Source organism: Massilia terrae (assembly GCF_024753145.1).
GTDB lineage: Bacteria > Pseudomonadota > Gammaproteobacteria > Burkholderiales > Burkholderiaceae_D > Telluria > Telluria terrae.
In genome coordinates this window covers 47,497-70,412 of the sequence record NZ_JANUGU010000005.1, presented here as the reverse complement: position 1 = coordinate 70,412, position 22,916 = coordinate 47,497, and the positions used below count along the sequence as shown (strand labels likewise).

20 protein-coding genes and 1 tRNA gene are annotated in these 22,916 nt (G+C 67.1%); 15 read left to right on the top strand and 6 right to left on the bottom strand.

Translation table 11 applies throughout. From position 1 onward, the window contains the following. Positions 1-37: 37 nt before the first annotated feature. Both NX778_RS15365 and NX778_RS15360 read right to left on the bottom strand, forming a co-directional pair. The gene (locus NX778_RS15365) at positions 38-2,395 is read right to left on the bottom strand and encodes a S9 family peptidase (RefSeq protein ID WP_258812639.1); all 2,358 of its coding nucleotides are present in this window, start codon (positions 2,393-2,395) and stop codon (positions 38-40) included. Between the two features lie 260 nt (positions 2,396-2,655). Next, positions 2,656-2,952 (bottom strand): hypothetical protein, encoded by a 297-nt coding sequence (locus NX778_RS15360; protein ID WP_258812638.1) that lies wholly within the window; start codon positions 2,950-2,952, stop codon positions 2,656-2,658. Between the two features lie 176 nt (positions 2,953-3,128). Here NX778_RS15360 and NX778_RS15355 point away from each other — a divergent pair, with 176 nt between their 5' ends. Further along, positions 3,129-5,273 (top strand): hybrid sensor histidine kinase/response regulator family protein, encoded by a 2,145-nt coding sequence (locus NX778_RS15355; protein ID WP_258812637.1) that lies wholly within the window; start codon positions 3,129-3,131, stop codon positions 5,271-5,273. A gap of 140 nt (positions 5,274-5,413) precedes the next feature. On the opposite strand, the gene NX778_RS15350 is transcribed toward NX778_RS15355, so the two are convergent. Beyond that, on the bottom strand, positions 5,414-5,767 hold the full coding sequence (locus NX778_RS15350; protein WP_258812636.1) for a winged helix DNA-binding protein: 354 nt from the start codon (positions 5,765-5,767) through the stop codon (positions 5,414-5,416). An 87-nt stretch (positions 5,768-5,854) separates the two neighbouring features. Between NX778_RS15350 and NX778_RS15345 the strand changes: the two genes are divergently transcribed. Beyond that, positions 5,855-6,394 carry a hypothetical protein gene (locus NX778_RS15345; protein WP_258812635.1) on the top strand — a complete coding sequence of 180 codons (540 nt, stop codon included), beginning with the start codon at positions 5,855-5,857 and terminating at the stop codon, positions 6,392-6,394. Here NX778_RS15345 and NX778_RS15340 read toward each other — a convergent pair. Beyond that, a complete protein-coding gene (locus NX778_RS15340; protein WP_258812634.1) occupies positions 6,375-6,536 on the bottom strand; it encodes a hypothetical protein in 162 nt (53 codons plus the stop codon). The genes NX778_RS15345 and NX778_RS15340 overlap by 20 nt on opposite strands. Positions 6,537-6,643: 107 nt before the next feature. Between NX778_RS15340 and NX778_RS15335 the strand changes: the two genes are divergently transcribed. The 8 genes from NX778_RS15335 to NX778_RS15300 all read left to right on the top strand — a co-directional run bounded on the left by NX778_RS15335 (position 6,644) and on the right by NX778_RS15300 (position 18,101). Beyond that, entirely contained in the window at positions 6,644-7,279 is a 636-nt protein-coding gene (locus NX778_RS15335; protein WP_258812633.1) for an ANTAR domain-containing response regulator, read from the top strand. 35 nt (positions 7,280-7,314) lie between these two features. After that, positions 7,315-8,481, top strand: coding sequence for a CmpA/NrtA family ABC transporter substrate-binding protein (locus tag NX778_RS15330; protein WP_370661341.1), 1,167 nt, complete (start codon positions 7,315-7,317; stop codon positions 8,479-8,481). 268 nt (positions 8,482-8,749) lie between these two features. After that, the gene (locus NX778_RS15325; RefSeq protein ID WP_258812631.1) at positions 8,750-10,048 is read left to right on the top strand and encodes an MFS transporter; all 1,299 of its coding nucleotides are present in this window, start codon (positions 8,750-8,752) and stop codon (positions 10,046-10,048) included. 10 nt (positions 10,049-10,058) lie between these two features. Beyond that, the gene (gene nirB / locus NX778_RS15320; RefSeq protein ID WP_258812630.1) at positions 10,059-12,590 is read left to right on the top strand and encodes a nitrite reductase large subunit NirB; all 2,532 of its coding nucleotides are present in this window, start codon (positions 10,059-10,061) and stop codon (positions 12,588-12,590) included. Positions 12,591-12,606: 16 nt separating this feature from the next. Next, positions 12,607-12,954, top strand: coding sequence for a nitrite reductase small subunit NirD (nirD, locus tag NX778_RS15315; RefSeq protein WP_258812629.1), 348 nt, complete (start codon positions 12,607-12,609; stop codon positions 12,952-12,954). Continuing rightward, a complete protein-coding gene (locus NX778_RS15310; RefSeq protein ID WP_258812628.1) occupies positions 12,951-14,165 on the top strand; it encodes an NAD(P)/FAD-dependent oxidoreductase in 1,215 nt (404 codons plus the stop codon). Before nirD ends, NX778_RS15310 begins: the two co-directional genes overlap by 4 nt. 19 nt (positions 14,166-14,184) lie before the next feature. Next, the gene (locus tag NX778_RS15305; RefSeq protein ID WP_441295319.1) at positions 14,185-16,863 is read left to right on the top strand and encodes a molybdopterin-dependent oxidoreductase; all 2,679 of its coding nucleotides are present in this window, start codon (positions 14,185-14,187) and stop codon (positions 16,861-16,863) included. Between the two features lie 71 nt (positions 16,864-16,934). After that, positions 16,935-18,101, top strand: a complete 1,167-nt coding sequence (locus NX778_RS15300; RefSeq protein ID WP_258812626.1) for a chromate transporter — start codon at positions 16,935-16,937, stop codon at positions 18,099-18,101. Positions 18,102-18,160: 59 nt separating this feature from the next. Here the strand turns inward: NX778_RS15300 and NX778_RS15295 are convergent. After that, positions 18,161-18,237: transfer RNA gene (locus tag NX778_RS15295), tRNA-Pro, on the bottom strand. A 55-nt stretch (positions 18,238-18,292) separates the two neighbouring features. Beyond that, complete coding sequence (gene ispB / locus NX778_RS15290) at positions 18,293-19,279, bottom strand: octaprenyl diphosphate synthase (RefSeq protein WP_258812625.1); 987 nt, start codon at positions 19,277-19,279, stop codon at positions 18,293-18,295. Between the two features lie 259 nt (positions 19,280-19,538). Between ispB and rplU the strand changes: the two genes are divergently transcribed. The 5 genes from rplU to proB all read left to right on the top strand — a co-directional run bounded on the left by rplU (position 19,539) and on the right by proB (position 22,906). Then, complete coding sequence (gene rplU, locus NX778_RS15285; RefSeq protein ID WP_036230184.1) at positions 19,539-19,850, top strand: 50S ribosomal protein L21; 312 nt, start codon at positions 19,539-19,541, stop codon at positions 19,848-19,850. A gap of 38 nt (positions 19,851-19,888) precedes the next feature. Further along, the gene (gene rpmA, locus NX778_RS15280) at positions 19,889-20,161 is read left to right on the top strand and encodes a 50S ribosomal protein L27 (RefSeq protein ID WP_258812624.1); all 273 of its coding nucleotides are present in this window, start codon (positions 19,889-19,891) and stop codon (positions 20,159-20,161) included. A gap of 102 nt (positions 20,162-20,263) precedes the next feature. Further along, entirely contained in the window at positions 20,264-21,376 is a 1,113-nt protein-coding gene (gene cgtA / locus NX778_RS15275; RefSeq protein ID WP_258812623.1) for an Obg family GTPase CgtA, read from the top strand. A gap of 4 nt (positions 21,377-21,380) precedes the next feature. After that, positions 21,381-21,791 carry a hypothetical protein gene (locus NX778_RS15270; RefSeq protein WP_258812622.1) on the top strand — a complete coding sequence of 137 codons (411 nt, stop codon included), beginning with the start codon at positions 21,381-21,383 and terminating at the stop codon, positions 21,789-21,791. After that, positions 21,788-22,906: a glutamate 5-kinase gene (proB, locus tag NX778_RS15265; protein ID WP_258812621.1), complete on the top strand. Its 1,119-nt coding sequence runs from the start codon at positions 21,788-21,790 to the stop codon at positions 22,904-22,906. Before NX778_RS15270 ends, proB begins: the two co-directional genes overlap by 4 nt. The last annotated feature ends 10 nt before the right edge of the window (positions 22,907-22,916 follow it).

Below are 22,916 nucleotides of genomic sequence, written 5' to 3'. Positions count from 1 at the left end.
AACGTCGTTCCCGCCTTCGCGGGAACGACGGACCGTTTTACTGCTTGAGCGTACGCTCGAACAGTTGATAGATGCGGCGGTACTCGTCGTACCAGCTCTCCGGATGCACGAAGCCGTGGCGCTCCATCGGATAGCCGGCCAGCGACCAGTTGTCCTTCTTCAGTTCGATCAGGCGCTGCGACAGGCGCACCGAATCCTGGAAGAACACGTTATCGTCGATCATGCCGTGCGCGATCAGCAGGTTGCCGCGCAGGTTTTCGGCATATTCGATCGGCGACGAGGTCTTGTACGCTTCCGGATCGAGCTCCGGCGTGTTGAGGATGTTCGAGGTGTAGCCGTGGTTGTAGGTGGTCCAGTCGGTCACCGGACGCAGCGCCGCGCCCGACTTGAACACTTCCGGCGCGCGGAACATCGCCATCAGCGACATGAAGCCGCCGTAGCTGCCGCCGTAGACGCCCACGTTCGTCGCATCGCCCTGCGCGTTCGCGACCATATAGCCCACGCCGTCGATGTAGTCGTCCAGTTCCGGATGGCCCATGTTGCGGTAGATCGCGGTGCGCCACTTGCTGCCGTAGCCCTTCGAGCCGCGGTAGTCCATGTCGAGCACCACGAAGCCGCTCTGCACCAGCAGGTTGTTGAACATCTGCTCGCGGAAGTAGTTGGTGTAGCGGTGGTCGACTTCCTGCAGGTAGCCGGCGCCGTGCACGAACATCACGATCGGGTACTTCTTGCCCGGTTCGAGCTGCGCCGGGCGGTACATCTTGGCCCACACCGGCTCGCCGCCGTGGGTCGACGGCACCGCCACGAACTGCGGCATGATCCACTCGCGCGCCTTGAACTCGGCGGTGCGGGTGTCGGTCAGCCGGGTCGCTGCGCCGCCGTTGGCCGGCACGATCGACAGCTGCGCCGGCAGGTAGGCCGCCGAATGGCGCACCAACAGCTTGCGCTGGTCCGGCGAGATCGCGTAGTTCTCGACGCCGCCATCGAGCGCCGTGACTTCGCGCACGTCGCCGCCCTTGGCCGATGCCGTGCACACTTCGTAGGTGCCGGGCTGCTTGCGGTTGCAGAGGAACCAGGCGGTCGAACCGTCGGCCGACCACTTCACGCTCGACGCTTCCCACGCGCCCTGCGTGACCGCGTGCTGCTTGAACGGCGAATCGAGCGTGTACAGGTGCGAGTAGCCGCTTTCCTCGGACAGGAACCACAGGGTGCGGCTGTCCGGCAGCCAGCCGAATTCGCTGTTGTCGTAGTTGACCCAGGCGTTGTCGGTCAGCCGGTGCACCGGCACCAGCTTTGCCGCGCCGAAGTCGATGGTGGCGATCCAGCGGTCCTTGTTGTCGACCGAGCGGACCATGACCGCGGCGTGCTCGCCGTCGGCGGCGAACTGGATGCCCTGGCCTTCTTCGGACACCACGCGCACCGGGCGGCTGCCCTTCAATGCGGGCTGCTTGTTCTGCACGCGCAGCGCGGCCAGCGGATCGTCGCCGATGCCGGGCAGGGCGTCGAAGGACAGGTCCTGGACCTTATTGGTGGCCAGGTCGACCAGCTTGAGCGCCTGGCCGGACGGCGAACTGCGGCCGACGCGGGTGCGCTCGTCCTGGAAGTCCTCGTAGCCGGACTCGGTCACGAAATGGTCGATCTTGGCGGTCTTGCCGCGGTCCGCTTCCTTCGGCCCGGTGACCAGCAGCAGCCAGCGGCCGTCCGGCGACAGCGCGCTGCCGCGCAGGGTGATCTTGTCGCCGAGGTAGATCGGGTTCGGCGCGCGGGTCGGGTCGGCCGCGCGCTGGGCGTCGCCGTTGGCGCGCAGCTCGTCGCGCTCGTCCTTGCCGCGCTTGAGGGTGGTGAACAGGCGCAGCTGCATGTCGCGCAGCGCGTCGCTGTCGACCGCGTTCGGATCCTTGGCCGCGCGCGGCAGCGCCACCGGCGACACCAGGCGTTCGGCGCGGCTCCAGCTGAACCAGTCGTCGCCGATGCGGAACTGGACGCTGTTCTCGTCGGCCGAATACTGCACGCTCGACACCGGCGCCGGGCTCTTGATGATCTGGACCAGCGCGCCGTTCTTCAGGTCGCGCTCGAACAGGTCGCCGTTGCGCACCACGATGGCTCGGCTGCGCGCGCGGTTGAATTCCAGGCGCTGGCTGTCCAGCCTGGGCAGCTCGCTGTCTGCCACCAGGTGCGGCTTGGGCAGCGCGGCCCAGGTGTCGCGCACGGGCGAGCCGGTGCGCTTCTGCTTGTAATAAGCCTGCTTGCCATCCCAGCTCCACCAGGCCGCTTCGACCGGGTTGCCGATCCAGTCCGGGTTGGCCATGGCCTGGTCGAGGGTGATCGGGGTGCTCGCTGCCGCCGGCAGCGCGGTCGCGAGCGCGGCGAGAATGGTCAGTGCAGGTAGTCGCATCGGTTTATGCATGTCATGAGTGAACGGGAGCTTTCCTGTAAGAAAGCGAAAGCATTCTAGCTCAGCCGTCATGCCACCGGATGTATTGATACAAACAAAAAGCCCGGCGCATGGCCGGGCTCTCTTTCAGGACTGCGGCAGCTTGTTCAGGCTGCTTGTTTGGTGATGCTGTCCGCGACGCGCGGGATGAACAGTGCGATACGGGCAACGACGCCGACGATGGCGATGGCGATGGAAACGTATTCGATAGCGGTCATGATTTACCCCCTGGATGCAATGTAACGAAGTTCGATGGACAGGCTCGGCGAATGCGATTCGGCGCGGTTCGCCAGCGCGTGGATGCCGGCGGCGGTGGCTTCGATGCCGGCTTCCATTGCCGTCAGGCCCTTGCCGGCTTGCGGTTTGGCGCGCTGGAAGGCGGTCTTGGCGGCGGGAGCCAGCCAGCCGCCGTGTGCTGCGAACAGTTCGGTGGCGAAGCCGCGCACGTTCTCGACCAGTGCGCTGATGTGGTGGCGCAAGCCCTTGCTGTGCGCCTGGGTGATCGTTGCTGCAGACATGACGTCCTCCGATAAGAACTGCGATTTGTTGCGTTGCAGTATAAGTGCCTCACAGCTATAACGAAACTTTTGGTTTGTGATAGCCGCCATAAGAAAAACGTATGCTGCCGTAACGACATGAAAGTTTGTGACATTGCTATACTGAACAATATTGCTCTTTGTAGCTGGCGGCTTCCATGCAGAACGGCATCCCAACGCAAGCGGTCTCATCCGGCCTCAGCCGGGAGCAGCGCCGCACGCTGGGCTGGTTGCGCACCGGGGTGATCCTCGGTACGGCGCTACCGCTGCTGCTGTTCGCGCTGACCGCATCGCTCCATTACAGCGAGGTGTGGGAAGAGGCCACGACCGCCACCCAGCGCACCTCGCGCATCCTCAGCGAGCACGCGCTCAAGCTGTTCGACACCAGCGAGGTGCTGCTGCAGCAGCTTGACCACCTGGTGGCCGGGAGCAGCGATGCCGACATCGCCGCGCGCCAGGAGCTGCAGGCGCAGACGGCGCGCCTGGTGGCCGGCCTGCCGCAGGTGAATTCGGTCGGCGTGGTCGATGCGCGCGGCCACCCGCTGCTGACCAGCCTTGGCTTCCCGGCGCCGGGCCGCGTCGACCTGTCCGACCGCGACTTCTTCGTCGCGCTGCGCGATGGCTACCCCGGCGTGTACGTCAGCGGAGCGCTGATCGGCAAGCACTCGGGCGAGCCTTTCTTCAGCCTGGCGCATGCGCGGCGCAAGCCCGACGGCAGCTTTGGCGGCATCGTGCAGGTCAGCCTGGATCCGCAATACCTTGACGCCTTCTATCGCGAAGTCGCCACCTCCGAGGATGACATGGCGGTCACCATGCTGTCGGAAGAGGGCAGCCTGATCGCGCGCTTTCCGCACGCGGCGGCCGGCGCCAAGCTGGCGCCCTCCAGGCCAGTGCGCGAAGCGCTCGCAAAGGACAGCGGCAGCGCCACGCTGGTGCTCACTTCGCAGGTGGACAAGCAGCTGCGCCTGATCACCTTCCGCAAGGTAGGCGGCTATCCGGTGCAGGTGGCGGCCAGCGTGCGCGTGCCGGCGATTCTGGCCGGCTGGGCGCGCGACCTGCTGTGGTCCGCCGTGCTGACCGTGTGCGCATCCGCCGGGCTGGGCATGTTCGGTTGGTTTGCGCTGCGCAAGACACGGCGCGAGCTGGAGCTTGCCAACTGCCTGTATGAGGAAAGCCAGCAGCGCAAGCAGATCGAGCACGCGCTGCTGCACGCGCAGAAGCTGGAGGCGCTGGGCCACCTGACCGGCGGCGTCGCGCACGATTTCAACAACCTGCTGATGGTGATCGGCATGAACGCGCAGCTGATCGGCAGGACGGTGGACGGCATGCGCGAGCACCCGCGGCTGGAGGCGATTACGCGCTCGGTGTCCAACGGCGCCAAGCTGACGCGCCAGATGCTGAGCTTCTCGCGCCGCCAGCCGCTGCTGCCCGCCACGCTCGACCTGGCGCGCGAGCTGGACGCGATGGTGGAGCTGTGCGCGCCTGTGCTCGGGAAGACGGTCGAGATCACGGTCGACGTGGCGGAGGGCACGCCGCCGCTGTTGATCGACCGCGCCGAACTGGAGCTCTCGCTGATCAACCTGGCGATCAACGCGCGCCATGCGATGCCGGACGGCGGCGCGTTCGTCGTGAGGGCGCGGCCGCTGCCGGACCGGCAGCTCGAAATCGTCGTGCGCGATAATGGCTGCGGCATCCCGCCGGACATCCTGCCGCATGTGACCGAGCCCTTCTTCTCGACCCGGCCGCAGGGCGAAGGCACGGGCCTCGGGCTGTCGCAGGTGAACACGATGTGCCAGCGTGCAGGCGGCGTGCTGCGCATCGACAGCCGGTTGGGGGCGGGCACCACGGTGCACCTGCGTTTCCCGGCCGCCGCCGGCGTGGCTGGGGTGGTCGTGGATGAGCCGCAGGCCGAGCGCAGCTTCCCGCTGCGGATGCTGCTGGTGGAGGACAACAACGAGATCGCGGCGGCGGCGCAGCTCGTGCTCGAATCGCTGGGCTGCTCGGTGCGGCGCTGCGCGACCGCGGAAGAGGCGGCGGCGTTGCTGGAGCACGCGGACCCGCTGCCGCAGGCGGTGCTGTCAGATATTACGATGCCCGGTTCGATGGACGGCATCGCGCTGGCGCGCCACCTGCGCGCGCGCTACCCGCACCTGCCGGTGGCGCTGATGACCGGCTACGCCGAACGCCTGCACGACGCCGAAGCGCTGCACCTGCGCGTGCTGCCAAAGCCTTTCGACGAGCACACGCTCAAGGAAGTGCTGGCCTGGCTGTGGGCGCACCGTGAGGAGAGGGTGGATGCCTGATCGTTCCGTGAGGCGTCGGTAAAAATAGAGACCGTCGTGAGAGAGAACGACGTAAAAGAGAGAACGTCGTACCCGCGAAGGCGGGAACTACGGTATCTTTGTTTCTGACGATTCGGTATCGCTGCGTGCGCGGCGAGTGCTCAGCTAACCGCCTTCGCCGCCTTCACCATGCACTGCGACAGCTTGTCAAAGTGCTGCAGCGCCGCCTGCGTCAGCTCGACCTGCTTGCGTCGCCCGTCCTCGGTATCGGCCAGCATGATCCATCCCTTTTCGCGCATCGACTTGAGCCGCGTGTGCACCGTGGCCGGCGCCCCCAGCTCGTGCTTGGCCATCATGTCGCGCACCGACAGGCGCTGCTGGTCCTGTCCGGCGCGCGCGACCAGCATCAGGATGCGTTCCTCAAGCGGATCGAGCGCCGGCAGCGATGGCAGGCCGCGCACCGCTTCCGCAAGCTGCAGGAAGCGCAGGAAGATGTCTGCTGGGCGGTTTGGCATGTTCTTGGACAGTTGATGAATCGGTTGGGCGTGCGCTAAGCTGTGCCGCTTGGGCGGTCCCGCATTGTAGCGCAGCAGTTATGCATCATGAATCAATTCAAACTTCACCTGGCAATGGCCGCTGCCACGGTAATCCTGTTCTTCGCAGCGATCGCTGTCAATACGATGCTGTTCCAGCCGCTGGAGTACATGGCCGGCATCAACTGGATCTACCTGCCGGCCGGCGTGCGCCTGCTGTGCACCCTGCTGTTCGCCGAAGCCGGCGCGGTCGGCCTGCTGGCGGCATCGTGGCTGTCCTGTTTTTTCTATTTCTTCCCCGACGATCCGGTGCGCGCTTTCGCGGGCGGCATCCTGTCGACGGCGGCACCGTACGGCGTCTACGTCGCGGCGCGCCGCGTGTACGGGCTGCGCGCCTCGCTCGCCAACCTGTCGCCGGCGCGGCTGCTGCAATGCGCGCTGATGTTCTCGATCGCCAGCCCGCTGCTGCATCACCTGTGGTTCGCGTTCTACGAGCACAAGACCAATCTCGGCGCCAGCTTCGTGGCGATGGTGACCGGCGATCTGTCCGGCACCCTGATCGTGCTGTATGGCGCGCGCTGGCTGCTGCTCAGGTACCGGCCGGCTTAGCCGCGCGGCGGCGGCGCAGCGCCACCAGGGCCAGCGCGGCCACGGCGGCTGCGCCGGCCACGATGGCGGGATGATCGTGCAGCCAGCCGGTGACGGCGTCGAGCGCATAGCTTGCGACTTCGAGGTTCAGCACATCCTGCATGAGATGCTCGCTCCGAATCGTTCTAATTATTAGAACAGTTTAACCAATTCCGGCGCGCGCCGCCATCCCCGGCGCGGGCTGGTACGATGTTTGCTTCATACACCGTCATGAAACCTGCTCGTGCCTCGCCCAAGTTGCGCATCGTCGTTGTCAATCCCGGTCCCGGAGCGGGAGACGAATACGCGCAGGCGGCCCGCTCGCGGCGCGGCGCCACGTTGCGCATCGGGCTGCTGGAGTCCGGCTACGACATTGTGGCCTCGCTGCCGGCCGACGTCTTCCTGCCCGAGCGTATCGCCCAGCTGCAGCCGGACCTGATCATCGTCGACAGCGAATCGGACGCGCGCGACGTCCTTGAACATATCGTTTTGGCCACGCGCGAGGAGCCGCGCCCGATCGTGCTGTTCACCGACGACCAGGCGCCGTCGAGCGTGGAGGCGGCGATGGAGGCCGGGGTCTCGGCCTACATCGTGGCCGGGCTGCAGCCGGAACGCGTCAAGCCGGTGCTGGACGTGGCGCTGGCGCGCTTCCGGCACGAGCGCAAGCTGCTCGACGAATTGTCCGAGACGCGCCAGAAGCTGGCCGAGCGCAAGGTGGTCGAGCGCGCCAAGGGCCTGCTGATGGAGCGCTACCGGCTGAGCGAAGAGCAGGCATTCCAGAAGCTGCGCGGCATGGCGATGAACAAAAAACTCAAACTGGCGGAGATCGCCCAGCGCATCCTCGACGTCGAGGACCTGCTGGGCTGAGCGCCGCCACCGGACAAGGAACGGCAATGACAGGGATGGCAGGCGGCGGATATGTCGCCGGATCGGACAAACCGGAAATCGAAACACTGCGGCTCGGCTTCATGCCGCTCACCGATTGCGCCTCGCTGGTGATGGCCTCGGTGCTGGGGCTCGACCAGAAGTACGGCATCCGCATTGTGCTCAGCCGCGAGCAGTCGTGGTCCGGCATGCGCGACCGGCTGGCGCGCGGCGAGCTCGATTGCGCGCAGCTGCTGTACGCGATGGTGTACGCGGTGCAGCAGGGCATCGGCAGCTTGCGGATGGACATGGCGGTGCTGATGAACCTGAACCAGAACGGACAGTCGATCACCCTGTCGCGCAAGCTGGCCGGGCGCGGCGCGGTGGATGGCGCCTCGCTGGCGGCGCTGGTGGCGGCCGAGCCGCGCCGCTTCACTTTCGCGCACACCTTCCCGACCGGGAACCACGCGCTCTGGCTCTACTACTGGCTGGCTGCCGCCGGCATCGACCCGCTGGCCGACGCCAACCTCGCCACCGTCCCGCCCAGCCAGATGGCGCCGAGCCTGGCGGCGGGCCATGTGGACGGCTTCTGCGCCGGCGAGCCGTGGGGGGCGCGCGCGGTGCGCGAGGGCGTCGGCGTGACCGTGGCGACCAGCCAGCAGGTGTGGCCCGATCATCCCGGCAAGGCGCTGGCGGCCACCGCCGCCTTCGTGCGCAAGAATCCGAACACCTGCCGCGCGCTGGTCGCCGCGGTGCTGGAGGCGGGCCGCTGGATCGACGCCTCGGCCGCCAACCGCGACGCCGCGGCCGAGGCGATCGCCAGCCCGGCCTTCGTCAACGTGCCGCGCGAGCTGATACGCGAGCGCATGCTCGGCAGTTATGAGGATGGGCTGGGCCGCCGCTGGCACGACCGTCACCGCCTGCGCTTCTACGGCGACGGCGCCGCCACCTTCCCCTGGCTGTCGGACGGGATGTGGTTCATGACCCAGCACCGGCGCTGGGGGCTGCTGCAGTACGACCCGGATTACCGCGCGGTGGCCGCGCGCGTGAACCGCATCGCCCTCTACCGCGAGGCCGCGGAACTCAGCGGCACGCCGCTGCCGTCGAGCGACACGCGCAGCTCCATCCTGATCGACGGCAGCGTGTGGGACGGGCGCGACCCGGCGGCCTACGCGGCCTCGTTCGCGGCGCGTAAAAGCGCCTGAGCTCCCGCCGCTGGTGCGGCGCACCGCATCATTTTTGCGCATGTTGCACCGCAATGCGGCGTCCGGAGGCCCGGCGCCGGCCCGGCCCACCCTCCAAGCCGCTGGCACGGCTCTTGCAATGACTAGGGTGTAATCGGATCAACGGCGATCCCTGAAAACTCATCGGCGGCCCAACGACGGGCCGCCACCGGACAACGGCGTCCGCGCAGCCTGGCTTCGAATGGCCAGGGCGCGCGGGCGCCTTTTTGTTTTTTCGAAGGGATGACTCATGACCAACAAGGCACAAAGCATTGACCTGTTCTCGTTCCGCACACCGCAGATGCGCGCCTTCCATCTTTCGTGGTTTGCTTTCTTCGTCTGCTTTTTCGCCTGGTTTGCCTGCGCACCGCTGATGCCGGTGATTAAAGGCGACCTGCACCTGTCGCCGGAGCAGATCGCCAACATCAATATCGCGGCGGTCGCGATCACCATCCTGGTGCGGCTGGTGGTCGGCCCGCTGTGCGACCGCTTCGGCCCGCGCAAGACCTATACCGCACTGCTGCTGCTGGGCGCGATCCCCGTGTTCGGCGTCGGCCTGTCGCAGAGCTACGAGAGCTTCCTGATGTTCCGCCTCGGGATCGGCGCGATCGGCGCCAGCTTCGTGATCACCCAGTACCACACCTCGGTGATGTTCGCGCCGAAGATCGTCGGCACCGCCAACGCCGCCAGCGCCGGCTGGGGCAACGCCGGCGGCGGCACCGCGCAGGCCGTGATGCCGCTGCTGCTTGGCGCGCTGGTGATGCTGGGCGTGAGCGAGAGCTTCGGCTGGCGCCTCGCGCTGATGGTGCCGGGCGCGCTGATGCTGGTGGCAGGCGCGGCCTACTGGTTCCTGGCGCAGGACTGCCCCGAGGGGAATTACGCCGAGCTGCGCGCCGCCGGCAAAACCGTCGCCGGATCCGGCAAGGGCGGCTGGGCGAGCTTCAAGGCGGCCTGCGGCAGCCACCGCGCCTGGCTCCTGTTCGTTACCTACGGCGCCTGCTTCGGCATCGAACTGTTCATCCACAATATGGCGGCTTCCTACTACGTCGACCACTACGGACTTTCTCTGGGCAAGGCCGGCATGGCCGTCGGCGCCTTCGGCCTGCTGGCGCTGTTCGCCCGCGCCCTGGGCGGCTGGCTGTCGGACAAGGCCGCCGCGCGCGGTGACCTGAACAGCCGCGTGGTCCTGCTGTTCGCGCTGATGCTGGGCGAGGGCCTGGGCCTGCTGTGGTTCGCCAATGCCGGCGCGGTGCCGACCGCGATCTTCGCGATGCTGTGCTTCGGCCTGTTCACCCACATGGCCTGCGGCGCGACTTACGCACTGGTGCCCTTCGTCGAGCCGAAGGCCCTGGGCGGCGTGGCCGGCATCGTCGGCGCCGGCGGCAACCTGGGCGGCGTGCTGGCCGGCTTCCTGATGAAGGGCACCGGCGATGCGCACCGCACGCTGGTGATCCTGAGCGTGCTGGTGGCGGCCGCGAGCCTGTGCGCGCTGGCGGCCCGCTTCACGGTCAACGCCACCGATTCGGCTGCAGCAAGTGCAAGTGTTTGAGGAGTTAAGCATGAACATCGTCGTCATCGGCCACGGCATGGTTGGCCACAAATTCATCGAGACGCTGGCGGCATCCGCGCCGTCGGCCCGCATCACCGTGCTGTGCGAGGAGCCGCGCCCGGCCTACGATCGCGTGCACCTGTCCGAATTCTTCGCCGGGAAATCGGCGGATGAGCTGTCGCTGGTGCCCGCAGGCTTCTTCGAGCGCGATAACCTTGAACTGAAGCTGAACGCGCGCGCCGCCGCGATCGACCCGGCCGCGCACACCGTCACGCTGGACAGCGGCGAAGTGGTCGGCTACGACAAGCTGGTGCTGGCCACCGGTTCGGTCCCCTTCGTGCCGCCGATCCCCGGCCGCGAGCGCAAGGACTGCTTCGTGTACCGCACCATCGAAGACCTGGAAGCGATGCAGGAGTGCGGCAAGCGTGGCCGCAGCGGCGTGGTGATCGGCGGCGGCCTGCTGGGCCTCGAATGCGCCAAGGCGCTGCGCGACATGGGCCTGGCCACCCACGTGGTCGAATTCGCCCCACGCCTGATGGCGGTGCAAGTGGATGACCCGGGTGCGCGCGTGCTGCGCGGCCGCATCCAGGAACTCGGCGTGACAGTGCACACCCACAAGAACACCCAGGAGATCGTCGACGGCGAGGAGGGCACGCACCGCATGCGCTTCGCCGACGGCAGCCACCTGGACACCGATATGATCGTGTTCTCCGCCGGTATCCGCCCGCGTGACGAACTGGCGCGCGCCGCCGGCCTGGCGCTGGGCGCGCGCGGCGGCGTCGCCATCGACGACCAGTGCCGCACGTCCGATCCGGACATCTACGCGATCGGCGAGTGCGCGGCCTGGAACGGCATGGTGTACGGCCTGGTGGCGCCGGGCTACGACATGGCGCGCACCGCCGCGCGCCACCTGTGCGGCGAAGCCGGCGCCTTCCAGGGCGCGGACATGTCGACCAAACTGAAGCTGCTGGGCGTGGACGTGGCCAGCATCGGCGACGCCCATGGCGCGGCGCCCGGCGCGCGCAGCTACCAGTTCCTGGACGAGCGCAAGCAGGTGTACAAGAAGATCGTGGTCTCCGATTGCGGCAAGCAGCTGCTGGGCGCGGTGCTGGTTGGCGACGCCGGCGACTACGGCAGCCTGCTGCAGACTGTGCTGAACAAGATCGAGCTGCCGGAATCGCCCGAGTTCATGATCCTGCCGCAGTCCGACGGCAAGCCGCGCGCCGGCGTCGGCGTGGAAGCGCTGCCGGCCAGCGCCCAGGTCTGCTCGTGCAACGACGTCTCGAAAGGCGCGCTGTGCGCGGCGGTGGCGGACGGCGCGACCAGCATCGGCGCGCTCAAGTCGTGCACCGGCGCCGGCACCACCTGCGGCGGCTGCGTGCCGCTGGTGACGCAGGTGCTGAACGCGGAGCTGAAGAAGCAGGGCGTGGCCGTGTCCAACCACATCTGCGAGCACTTCGCGTATTCGCGCCAGGAGCTGCACCACCTGGTGCGCGTCGGTTCGATCCAGACCTTCGCCGAACTGCTGCACAAGCACGGCACGGGCCTGGGCTGCGACATCTGCAAGCCGACCGTCGGCAACATCCTGGCCTCGACCTGGAACGACTTCGTGCTCAAGCCCGAACACGCCGGCCTGCAGGACTCGAACGACTACTTCCTGGGGAATATCCAGAAGGACGGCACCTACTCGGTGGTGCCGCGCATGCCGGGTGGCGAAGTCACCGCCGACGGCCTGATCGCGGTCGGCCAGGTCGCCAAGAAGTACGGCCTGTACACCAAGATCACGGGCGGCCAGCGGGTCGACCTGTTCGGCGCGCGCCTGGAACAGCTGCCGCAGATCTGGGAAGAGCTGATCGCGGCCGGCTTCGAATCCGGCCACGCCTACGGCAAGGCGCTGCGCACGGTGAAGTCCTGCGTCGGCTCGACCTGGTGCCGCTACGGCGTCGGCGACAGCGTCGGCTTCGCGATCGCGCTGGAGAACCGCTACAAGGGCCTGCGCACGCCGCACAAGGTCAAGTTCGGCGTGTCCGGCTGCACCCGCGAGTGCGCCGAGGCGCAGGGCAAGGACGTCGGCCTGATCGCCACCGACAAGGGCTGGAACCTGTACGTCTGCGGCAACGGCGGCATGAAGCCGCGCCACGCCGAGCTGCTGGCCGCGAACCTGAGCGAAGAAGAAGTGATCCGCCTGACCGACCGCTTCCTGATGTTCTACGTGCGCACCGCCGACCGCCTGCAGCGCACCAGCACCTGGCGCGAGAACCTGGAGGGCGGCCTGGACTACCTGAAGCAGGTGATCGTCGACGACAAGCTGGCCATCGGCGCCGAACTGGAAGCCGACATGCAGCGCGTGGTGGACGCCTATGCCTGCGAATGGAAGAAGGCGGTCAGCGACCCCGAGACGCGCAAGCGCTTCCGCCATTTCGTCAACAGCGACGCGGGCGACGACAACGTCGTGTTCATGCCGGAGCGCGGGCAGATCCGCCCGGCCTCGCCCGACGAGCGTACCCGCCGCACCATTCCCATCGCCGTCCGTTCGGCTTGATCAAAGGAGAACCGCCATGCACCGTGATATCCAACTGAACCAATGGACCGCCGTCTGCGAACTGGACGATATCGTGCCCGATACCGGCGTGTGTGCGCTGCTGAACGGCGAGCAGGTGGCCGTGTTCCGCGTCGGCGCACGCGACCCGCGCGTGTTCGCGATCGGGAACGTGGACCCGAACTCGCGCGCCGCCGTGCTCTCGCGCGGCATCGTCGGCAGCCTCGGCGAGCGTGTGGTGGTGGCCTCGCCCATCTACAAGCAGCACTTCGACCTCGGCACCGGCGAATGCCTGGAAGCGCCCGAGCACGCGGTGCCCTGCTATCCGGCCCGCCTCGCGGAGGGCAAGGTGTGGGTGGCGGCATGAAACCGTCGCTGGTCGTGATCGGCAACGGCATGGCCGGCATGCGCACGGTCGAGGAGCTGCTCAAGCTCGCGCCCGACGCCTACGACATCACCGTGTTCGGCGCCGAGCCGCGCGGGAACTACAACCGCATCCTGCTTTCGCCCGTACTGGCGGGCGAAAAGACGGTGGGCGACATCATGCTGCACACGCGTGAATGGTATCGCGAGCAGGGCATCACGCTGCACGCGGGCGACCCGGTGACCCGCATCGACCGCTCGCGCCGCACCGTGCATGCCGCGTCCGGAGAGCAGGTGCGCTATGACCGCCTGCTGCTGGCGACCGGCTCGCGGCCTTTCATCCTGCCGGTGCCGGGCCACCAGCTGCCGGGCGTGATCGGCTTTCGCGACCTCGACGACGTCGACCTGATGCTGGCGGCGGCGCGCCGCGGCGGCCGCGCGGTGGTGATCGGCGGCGGCCTGCTCGGGCTGGAAGCCGCCAACGGCCTGCAGCGGCGCGGCATGGAGGTGACGGTGGTGCACGTGACCGACAGCCTGATGAACCAGCAGCTCGACCGCCAGGCCGGCGCCCTGCTCAGGGAATCGCTGGAGGCGAAGGGCATGCGCATCCTGCTCGGCAAGCAGACCGACGCGATCCTCGGCGAGGCGCGCGCGGAAGCGGTGCGCTTCGCCGACGGCGGCGAGATCCCGGCCGACCTGGTGGTGATGGCCGCCGGCGTACGCCCGAACATCACGCTGGCGCAGTCCGCCGGCCTGCATTGCGAGCGCGCCATCGTGGTGGACGACACGCTGCAGACTTACGACCCGCGCGTCTACGCCGTCGGCGAATGCGTGCAGCACCGCCGCGCCACTTTCGGGCTGGTAGCGCCGATCTGGGACCAGGCGCGCGTGTGCGCGGCCCACCTGGCCGGCGCCGGGCACCGGCGCTACGTGCAGCAGGCCACGGCGACGCGGCTGAAGGTCACCGGCATCGACCTGTTCTCGGCCGGCGACATTGTCGGCGGCGAAGGCAGCGAGGACCTGGTGCTGCGCGACCGCGGGGCCGGCGTCTACAAGCGCCTGGTCGTCAGCGGCAACCGGCTGGCCGGTGCGGTGCTGTACGGCGACGTGCAGGACGGACCGTGGTATTTCGATTTGATCCAGCAGCGCGCCGACATTTCGCGGATGCGCCAGCAGTTGTTGTTCGGGCCGGGCCTGTGCGCAGAGGCGGCCTGAGAAGGAGTTCGTTTTGAAGATGTCCATGCCTGCACTGGCGGTGCGCACCACTTGTCCCTACTGCGGCGTCGGCTGCGGCGTGACCGCAACCCCGCAGCCGGACGGCACCCTCGCCGTCGCCGGCGACGCGGCCCACCCGGCCAGTCTCGGGCGCCTGTGCGTGAAAGGCGCCGCGCTCGGCGAGACGGTCGACCTGCGCGGCCGCCTGCTGCAGCCCGCCATACGCGAACAGGGCGAGCTGCGCGACACGGACTGGGACGAGGCGCTCGGCCGCGTGGCGGGCGGTTTCCGGCGCATCATCGACGAGCACGGGCCGGACGCGGTGGCCCTGTACGTCTCGGGCCAGATGCTGACCGAGGACTACTACGTCGCCAACAAGCTGATGAAAGGCTTCATCGGCAGCGCCAACATCGACACCAATTCGCGCCTGTGCATGTCGTCCAGCGTGGCCGGGCACAAGCGCGCGTTCGGCGAGGACATCGTCCCCGGCTGCTACGAGGATTTCGAGCTGGCCGACCTGGTGGTGCTGGTGGGCTCGAACGCGGCCTGGTGCCACCCGACGCTGTACCAGCGCATCCTGGCGGCCAAGGCCGAGCGGCCGCAGATGAAGGTGGTGGTGATCGACCCGCGCCGCACCGCGACCGTGGAGCTGGCGGACCTGCACCTGCCGCTCAAGCCGGGCACCGACACCTGGCTGTTCAACGGCTTGCTGGCCTACCTTGCGCGCAGCGGGGCGGCGGATCCCGGTTTCGTCGAACGCCACACGGACGGCCTGGATGCCGCGCTGAAGGTCGCCGCCGATTGCGCCGATCCGGTGGCCGTGGCGCGCGCCTGCCGGGTCGATCCGGCGCTGCTGCTGGAATTCTTCGAACTGTTTGCTTCGAGCGAGAAAGTGGTGACCGCCTATTCGCAAGGCGTGAACCAGTCGTCCGCCGGCACCGACAAGGTCAACGGCATCATCAACTGCCATCTGCTGACCGGCCGCATCGGCCGCCCCGGCATGGGGCCGTTCTCGCTCACTGGCCAGCCGAACGCGATGGGTGGGCGCGAGGTCGGCGGCCTGGCCAATATGCTGGCCGCGCACATGGACCTGGACAAGCCTGCGCAGCGCGATGCGGTGCAAAGCTTCTGGGGCGCGCCGCGCATCGCCAGCAAGCCCGGGCTGAAGGCCGTCGACCTGTTCCGCGCGGTGGAAGAGGGCCGCGTGAAGGCTGTGTGGATCATTGCGACCAATCCGGTGGTCAGCCTGCCGGATGCGGACCAGGTGCGCCGCGCGCTCGACCGCTGCGAGCTGGTGGTAGTCTCCGATGTCGTCGCGAACACCGACACCAACGACTTCGCCGACGTGCTGCTGCCGGCGCTGGCCTGGGGCGAGAAGGACGGCACCGTCACCAATTCCGAGCGCCGCATCTCGCGCCAGCGCGCCTTCCTGCCGGCGCCCGGAGCCGCGCGCGCCGACTGGCAGGTGCTGTGCGAGGTGGCGCAGCGCATGGGCTTCGACGGTTTCGATTTCGCCAGCGCGCATGCGATCTTCGACGAGCACGCGCGCCTGTCCGCATGGCGCAATGAGGGCGAGCGCATGTTCCGCCTCGACGGCCTGGCTGGAATGAGCCGCCGTGAATACGACGAGCTGGAGCCGGTCCAGTGGCCGGTGATGAGCAAAGGCGAGGGCAGCACCCGCCTGTTTGGCGACGGGCGCTTCGCCTACGCCGACGGCAAAGCGCGCTTCGTGCCGATTGTTCCGCGCGCGCCCGCCAACGCGACGGACCAGGACTACCCGCTGGCGCTTAACACCGGCCGCGTGCGCGACCAGTGGCACACCATGACGCGCACCGGCAAGGCGCCGCGCCTGTCGAACCACGTGCCGGAGCCCTTCGTCGACATGCATCCGCAGGACGCGCTGGCGAGCGGCGTGCGCGAAGGCGAACTGGCGCGCGTGAGCAGCCGTTGGGGCGAAATGGTGGCGCGCGTGCAGCACGGCGGCGGCATCGCGCGCGGTAGCGTGTTCGTGCCGATCCATTGGAACGGCCAGACCGCATCGCATGCGCGGGTGGGAGCATTGGTCAACCCGGTGGTCGATCCCGTGTCGGGCGAGCCGGAATTCAAGCACACGCCGGTATGCGTGCAGCCGTTCGCGGTCGCGTGGCACGGCTTCATCCTGAGCCGCAGCGAACTCGCGCTGGACGACGCGGCCAACTGGACCCGCATCGAAGGCGGCACCCACCATCGCTATGAAGTGGCGGGGCGCTCGCACATCGCACGCGCCGCCGGCTGGGCGCGCAAGCTGCTGGAGGTGAGCGACGAGGACGCCGACTGGCTCGAATACGAGGACCAGGGCAGCGGAATGTTCCGCGCCGCGCACATCGTCGACGGACGGCTGGAATCCTGCCTGTTCGTGTCGCGCCTGCCGGACCTGCCGGCGCGCGAGTGGCTTGGCGGCTTGTTCGCGCCGGAGAAGCTGGACGCGGGCGACCGCGCCAGCCTGCTCGCCGGCCGCGCGCGCGAAGGTGGTGCGCCGGCTGGGCCGACCGTGTGCTCGTGCTTCGGCGTGGGCCGCGAAACCATCCGGATCGCGATCCGCGAGAAAAACCTGCCCGACGTCGCCGCCGTCACGGCGTGCGTCAAGGCCGGCGGCAACTGCGGCTCCTGCGTTCCCGAGATCCGCAAGCTGCTGGCGGAGACACACGTGACGCAATAGAATTGACGGCGGCGTTTCTTGTAAGATGAGCTACCAGCACATAGAGCTCATTCCAACAAGGAGAACCGCATATGACGGAGCAGGCACAGCCGACCTACACCTTGTGGCAGCTTGTCCTGTACATGCTGCGCCTGGGCGCGTCGGGCTTCGGCGGACCAGTCGCGCTGGTGGGCTATATGCAGCGCGACCTGGTCGAATCGCGCCGCTGGATCACGGTGGATGACTTCAAGGAAGGCCTGGCGCTGGCGCAGCTGGCGCCCGGGCCGCTGGCGGCACAACTCGGCATCTACCTCGGCTACGTTCACTACCGGCTGCGTGGCGCCACCCTGGCCGGCATCGCCTTCGTGCTGCCGTCCTTCCTGATGGTGGTGGCGCTGGGCTGGGCCTACGTGCGCTTCGGTGGCCTGGCGTGGATGCAGGCTGTGTTCTACGGCGTCGGCGCGGCCGTTATCGGCGTGATCGCGATCAGCGCCAAAAAGCTGACCGAAAAAACGCTCGGAAAGGACAAGCTGTTGTGGGCCTTGTGCCTCGGCCTGGCGGCGGTCACCATCGTCACCGAATCGGAAGTGGCCTGGCTGTTCATCGCCGCCGGGGTGCTGGTGTGGCTGCTGCGCGCACCGCCCAAATGGTTCAGCGGACGCGCGCTGGGCATCGCGGCCCTCGACTACGGCGCGCCTGCCAGCATGCTTGGCGGGCAGGACCTGCCGCTATTGAGCCAGCTCGCCGTCTTCTTCGCCAAGGCCGGCGCCTTCGTGTTCGGTTCCGGCCTGGCCATCGTGCCTTTCCTGTATGGCGGCGTGGTGACCGAGCACCACTGGCTCAACGACAAGCAGTTTGTCGATGCGGTCGCGGTGGCCATGATCACGCCCGGGCCGGTGGTCATCACGGTGGGCTTCGTCGGCTACCTGATCGCCGGCCTGCCTGGTGCGACGGTGGCCGCGCTCGCGACCTTCATCCCGTGCTACCTGTTCACCGTGATCCCGGCGCCGTATTTCAAGAAGTACGGGAAGCTGCCGGGTGTGGCGGCATTCGTCGACGGCATCACGGCGGCGGCGATCGGCGCCATCAGCGGCTCCGTGGTGGTGCTGGCAAAGCGCTCGATCAGCGACCTGCCGACGGTGCTGATCGCCGTGGCGGCCGCGCTGCTGCTGTGGCGCTTCAAGAAGGTCAAGGAGCCGCTGATCATCGCCGCCGCCGCCGCGATCGGGCTGGTACTCTATCCGCTCATGCATTCCTGACGGAGAGCGCATAACGAAAAAGCCAGACCATCTTGCGATTGGTCTGGCTTCAGAATTCGTGGTCGGGGTGAGAGGATTCGAACCTCCGGCCTCTACGTCCCGAACGTAGCGCTCTACCGGGCTAAGCTACACCCCGACTGTTTGAGATTCCGGCTGGGCCGTCATCTCGGGAAGGCATAACTATAGTGGCTCTAGTGGTTCCTGTCAACTGCAAAACTGCAGAGTTGGAGCAGGCTTTGCTTGTATTCGCTCTCCGGCAGGTCGGCGATCGCGGCGGCCGCGCGCTCGGCGGCGACGATGGCTTCGCGGCGCGTGTAATCGAGCGCGCCGCTTGAGGTGACGGCGGCCAGCACGGCGTCGAAGTGCTGCTCGTCGCCGTTCTCGATGCACGAGCGGATCAGTTCGCGTTGCTGCGGCGTGCCGCGCTCCATCAGGTAAATCAGCGGCAGCGTGGGCTTGCCTTCGCGCAGATCGTCGCCCACGTTTTTGCCGATTTCGGCGGCGTCGCCGGCGTAATCGAGCACGTCGTCGATCAGCTGGAAGGCGGTGCCGAGCGAGCGGCCGTATTCACCGGCTGCCGCGATCTGCGCGTCGGTGGCGCCGGCCACCAGCGCGCCCAGTTCGGCCGCGGCTTCGAACAGCTTGGCGGTCTTGGAGCGGATCACCTTCAGGTAGCTCTCCTGGGTGACGTCGGGGTCGTGCATGTTCAGCAACTGCAGGACTTCGCCTTCCGCGATCACGTTGGTGGCGTCGGACAGGATCTGCATCACGCGCATATTGTCCAGGCTGACCATCATCTGGAACGAGCGCGAATACAGGAAGTCGCCGACCAGCACCGAGGCCGCATTGCCGAACATGGCGTTGGCGGTCTGGCGTCCGCGCCGCATCGACGATTCATCGACCACGTCGTCGTGCAGCAGGGTAGCGGTGTGGATGAATTCGACCACCGCCGCCAGCTCATGGTGCGCAGTTCCCTGGTAGCCGTAGGCGTTTGCCAGCAGCAGCACCAGCACCGGACGGATGCGCTTGCCGCCCGCGCTGATGATGTATTCGGCAATCTGGTTCACCAGGCTCACTTCCGAGTGCAGGCGCTGGCGGATCACCCGGTTGACGGCCTCCATGTCGGTGGCGATGGCGTGGGTGATATTGTTTTGTTGGGCGGGAGTGGCGGCTGACAAGGCAAACCTGCAAGAATCGTTAGCGTTAAGTGGCGCGATTATACGACATGCAAGGGGGAGCCGTCCTGAGTCGCCGTCGCCCCGGCGGACGCGGGGACCCACCCGTTTCGTTGCCTCTTAGCCACGCCATTTCCCGGGAGAAGCGTGCTTTTGACCCGGCAGGTGGTTCCATGTATAATCGTGTGTTCCCCCGGATGTGCCCACGTCTCGACGCGCGTCGCCGAGGGATTCTTTCAAACAATTGATGAGGTTTCAAATCATGTACGCGGTCATAAAAACCGGTGGCAAGCAGTATAAAGTTGTCGCTGGCGAAAAACTCAAAGTAGAACAGATACCGGCAGACATTGGTTCCGAACTCACTATCGACCAGGTTCTCGCAGTAGGCGAGGGCGAGAGCATCAAGTTTGGTGCTCCGCTGGTGGAAGGTGCTTCGGTTCGCGTGACTGTTGTGTCGCACGGTCGTCACGACAAGGTTCGCATCTTCAAGATGCGCCGTCGTAAGCACTACCAGAAGCGTCAGGGCCATCGCCAGAACTACACCGAAATCCAAGTGGTTGCGATCAACGGCTAATCGCCGCCGGTCCCCCAGTCATTCAAAGGAGCATCTAAATGGCACACAAAAAAGGCGGCGGTACTACTCGCAACGGCCGTGACTCAGAAAGCAAACGCCTTGGCGTGAAGATGTACGGCGGCCAGGCTATCAACGCAGGCAGCATCATCGTGCGCCAGCGCGGCACCACCGTGCGTCCGGGCACCAACGTCGGCATGGGCAAGGATCACACCCTGTTCGCGCTGGTCAATGGCACCGTGAAATTCGTCAAGCAAGGCGTCGGTTCGAAGCAGTACGTGACCGTCATTGCCGACGAAGCAGTCGCGGCGTAAGCACGCAGGCGCTGCCCGGCAGCGCAATGTTGAAAGGCGGAAGCCTTTTGATCCAAGGCTCTGCCCTCACGCAGGGCCTTTAGTTTTTTTGGCGGTCACCACATGAAGTTTATTGACGAAGCAAGAATTGAAGTCATTGCCGGCGACGGTGGCAACGGCTGCGCGTCGTTCCGGCGCGAGAAGTTCCGGCCGTTTGGCGGACCGGACGGCGGCGACGGCGGCAAGGGCGGCTCGATCTTTGTCGTGGCGGACCGCAACATCAACACCCTGGTCGACTTCCGCTACTCGAAGACCCACCACGCCCGCAACGGCGAATCCGGCCGCGGCTCGGACTGCTATGGCAAGGGCGCCGAGGACGTGTACCTGCGCATGCCGGTCGGCACCCTGATCGTCGACAACGTCAACGGCGAGGTGATCGCCGACCTGACCGAGCACGGCCAGACCGAGCTGCTGGCCAAGGGCGGCGAGGGCGGCTGGGGCAACATCCACTTCAAGACCTCGACCAACCGCGCGCCGCGCCAGAAGACCGACGGCAAGGCCGGCGAGCGCCGCGAGCTGCGCCTGGAACTGAAGGTGCTGGCCGACGTCGGCCTGCTGGGCATGCCGAACGCCGGCAAGTCGACCTTCATCACGGCCGTGTCCAACGCGCGCCCGAAGATCGCCGACTACCCGTTCACGACGCTGCACCCGAACCTGGGCGTGGTGCGCGTGTCGCACGAGAAGAGCTTCGTGATCGCCGACATCCCGGGCCTGATCGAAGGCGCGGCCGAAGGCGCCGGGCTGGGCCACCAGTTCCTGCGCCACCTGTCGCGCACCGGCCTGCTGCTGCACATCGTCGACCTGGCGCCGTTCGAGGCGACCGTCGATCCGGTGAAGGAAGCCAAGGCGCTGGTCAAGGAGCTGCAGAAGTACGACGAAGAGCTGGTCAACAAGCCGCGCTGGCTGGTGCTGAACAAGCTGGACATGGTGCCGGAAGACGAACGCGCCAAGCGCGTGAAGGACTTCATCAAGCGCATGCAGTGGAAGGGCCCCGTGTTCGAGATTTCGGCGCTCAACCGCGAAGGCTGCCAGGACCTGGTCAACGCGATCTACAAGTACCTTGAAGAGACGCGCGCGCTGGAGCACCGCGCGCAAGAGACGCAGATGATCGAGGAGGCGCAGGGCATCCTGTCGATCGACCCGGACGATCCGCGCTTCAAGATCCTCGAAGACTAAGCAGGTGGCGGCCGTGATCCTGTCTCGTGCCGCGCTGCGCGGCCAGCTGCTCAAGCTGGTCGCGATCGCATCCTCGCTGGCCGCGCTCGCGGCCATGCTCGACCCTGACCGCTTCGCCGCGGGCATGGGCCTGTTCCTGGTCGGCGTGAACGGCTACAGCCAGTTCTACGCCATCTACGTGGGTATCCGACTGGCTACCGCGTATCTCGCACTGAAGGCGTCGGCACCCGATGCCCCGGCGGTGCTCGGCGACGTTACCGCGTTGTTCCTCCTCGCTCAACCTGCCGGTCGGCTGGTCGCGGCATTCGCGATCGGGCTGCCGTCCGGGTTATTATTGGCCGTGTGCGGAGTCGAACTGCTGGCGGGACTTTCCCTGTTGGCGTTGCGCCCGCGTGGGAAAATCGCGTCTCCATGAAATCAGTCATCCAGCAAGCTTCACGCATCATCGTCAAAGTCGGTTCCTCGCTCGTCACCAACGAGGGCAGGGGCCTCGATCATTCCGCCATCGCGCGCTGGGCCGCGCAAATCGCTTCGCTGCGCGCGCTCGGCAAGGAAGTCGTGCTGGTCTCGTCCGGCGCGATCGCCGAGGGCATGCTGCGGCTGCAGTTCAGCGCCCGCCCGACCGACATCCACGAGCTGCAGGCCTGCGCGGCGGTCGGCCAGATGGGCCTCGCGCAGATCTACGAAACCAGCTTCCGCGCGCACGGCATCGGCACCGCGCAGGTGCTGCTCACCCACGCCGACCTGGCCGACCGCGAGCGCTACCTCAACGCGCGCTCCACCCTCACCACGCTGCTGCGCCTGGGCGTGGTCCCGATCATCAACGAAAACGACACCGTGGTCACCGACGAGATCAAGTTCGGCGACAACGACACGCTGGGCGCGCTGGTGGCCAACCTGATCGAGGCCGACGCGCTGGTGATCCTGACCGACCAGCGCGGGCTGTATTCGGCCGATCCGCGCAAGGACCCGGCGGCCTACCTGATCGAGGAAGCGCAGGCCGGCGACGAGTCGCTGGAGGCGATGGCGGGCGGCGCCGGCAGCAGCATCGGGCGCGGCGGCATGCTGACCAAGGTGCTGGCGGCCAAGCGCGCGGCGCGTTCCGGCGCACATACCGTGATCGCCTGGGGCCGCGAGGAGGACGCGCTGGTGCGTCTGGCACAGGGCGAGCCGATCGGCACCCAGCTGACGGCGCCGACGGCGCGCCTGACCGCACGCCGCCAGTGGATGGTCGATCACCTGCATACTTCGGGCGAAGTGGTGCTGGACGCCGGCGCGGTGCAGAAGCTGACACAGGAAGGCAAGTCGCTGCTGCCGATCGGCGTGATCGCGGTGAATGGCAAGTTCCGGCGCGGCGAAGTGATCACCTGCCTCGACGAGAGCGGGAAGGCGATCGCGCGCGGCCTCACCAACTACACCGGCAGCGAAGTGCGCCGGATCATGCGCCACTCGTCGAGCGAGATCGAGGCCATCCTCGGCTACGTCGAGGGACCGGAGCTGATTCACAGGGATAACCTGGTTTTGTTATAAACTGTTTGGT

What these genes read in the sequence shown, in the direction of transcription:
- NX778_RS15365 (WP_258812639.1), bottom strand. Translation starts at nt 2,395, where the DNA reads ATGCGACTACCTGCACTGACCATTCTCGCCGCGCTCGCGACCGCGCTG.
- NX778_RS15360 (WP_258812638.1), bottom strand. Translation starts at nt 2,952, where the DNA reads ATGTCTGCAGCAACGATCACCCAGGCGCACAGCAAGGGCTTGCGCCAC.
- NX778_RS15355 (WP_258812637.1), top strand. Translation starts at nt 3,129, where the DNA reads ATGCAGAACGGCATCCCAACGCAAGCGGTCTCATCCGGCCTCAGCCGG.
- NX778_RS15350 (WP_258812636.1), bottom strand. Translation starts at nt 5,767, where the DNA reads ATGCCAAACCGCCCAGCAGACATCTTCCTGCGCTTCCTGCAGCTTGCG.
- NX778_RS15345 (WP_258812635.1), top strand. Translation starts at nt 5,855, where the DNA reads ATGAATCAATTCAAACTTCACCTGGCAATGGCCGCTGCCACGGTAATC.
- NX778_RS15340 (WP_258812634.1), bottom strand. Translation starts at nt 6,536, where the DNA reads ATGCAGGATGTGCTGAACCTCGAAGTCGCAAGCTATGCGCTCGACGCC.
- NX778_RS15335 (WP_258812633.1), top strand. Translation starts at nt 6,644, where the DNA reads ATGAAACCTGCTCGTGCCTCGCCCAAGTTGCGCATCGTCGTTGTCAAT.
- NX778_RS15330 (WP_370661341.1), top strand. Translation starts at nt 7,315, where the DNA reads ATGGCAGGCGGCGGATATGTCGCCGGATCGGACAAACCGGAAATCGAA.
- NX778_RS15325 (WP_258812631.1), top strand. Translation starts at nt 8,750, where the DNA reads ATGACCAACAAGGCACAAAGCATTGACCTGTTCTCGTTCCGCACACCG.
- nirB (WP_258812630.1), top strand. Translation starts at nt 10,059, where the DNA reads ATGAACATCGTCGTCATCGGCCACGGCATGGTTGGCCACAAATTCATC.
- nirD (WP_258812629.1), top strand. Translation starts at nt 12,607, where the DNA reads ATGCACCGTGATATCCAACTGAACCAATGGACCGCCGTCTGCGAACTG.
- NX778_RS15310 (WP_258812628.1), top strand. Translation starts at nt 12,951, where the DNA reads ATGAAACCGTCGCTGGTCGTGATCGGCAACGGCATGGCCGGCATGCGC.
- NX778_RS15305 (WP_441295319.1), top strand. Translation starts at nt 14,185, where the DNA reads ATGTCCATGCCTGCACTGGCGGTGCGCACCACTTGTCCCTACTGCGGC.
- NX778_RS15300 (WP_258812626.1), top strand. Translation starts at nt 16,935, where the DNA reads ATGACGGAGCAGGCACAGCCGACCTACACCTTGTGGCAGCTTGTCCTG.
- rplU (WP_036230184.1), top strand. Translation starts at nt 19,539, where the DNA reads ATGTACGCGGTCATAAAAACCGGTGGCAAGCAGTATAAAGTTGTCGCT.
- rpmA (WP_258812624.1), top strand. Translation starts at nt 19,889, where the DNA reads ATGGCACACAAAAAAGGCGGCGGTACTACTCGCAACGGCCGTGACTCA.
- cgtA (WP_258812623.1), top strand. Translation starts at nt 20,264, where the DNA reads ATGAAGTTTATTGACGAAGCAAGAATTGAAGTCATTGCCGGCGACGGT.
- proB (WP_258812621.1), top strand. Translation starts at nt 21,788, where the DNA reads ATGAAATCAGTCATCCAGCAAGCTTCACGCATCATCGTCAAAGTCGGT.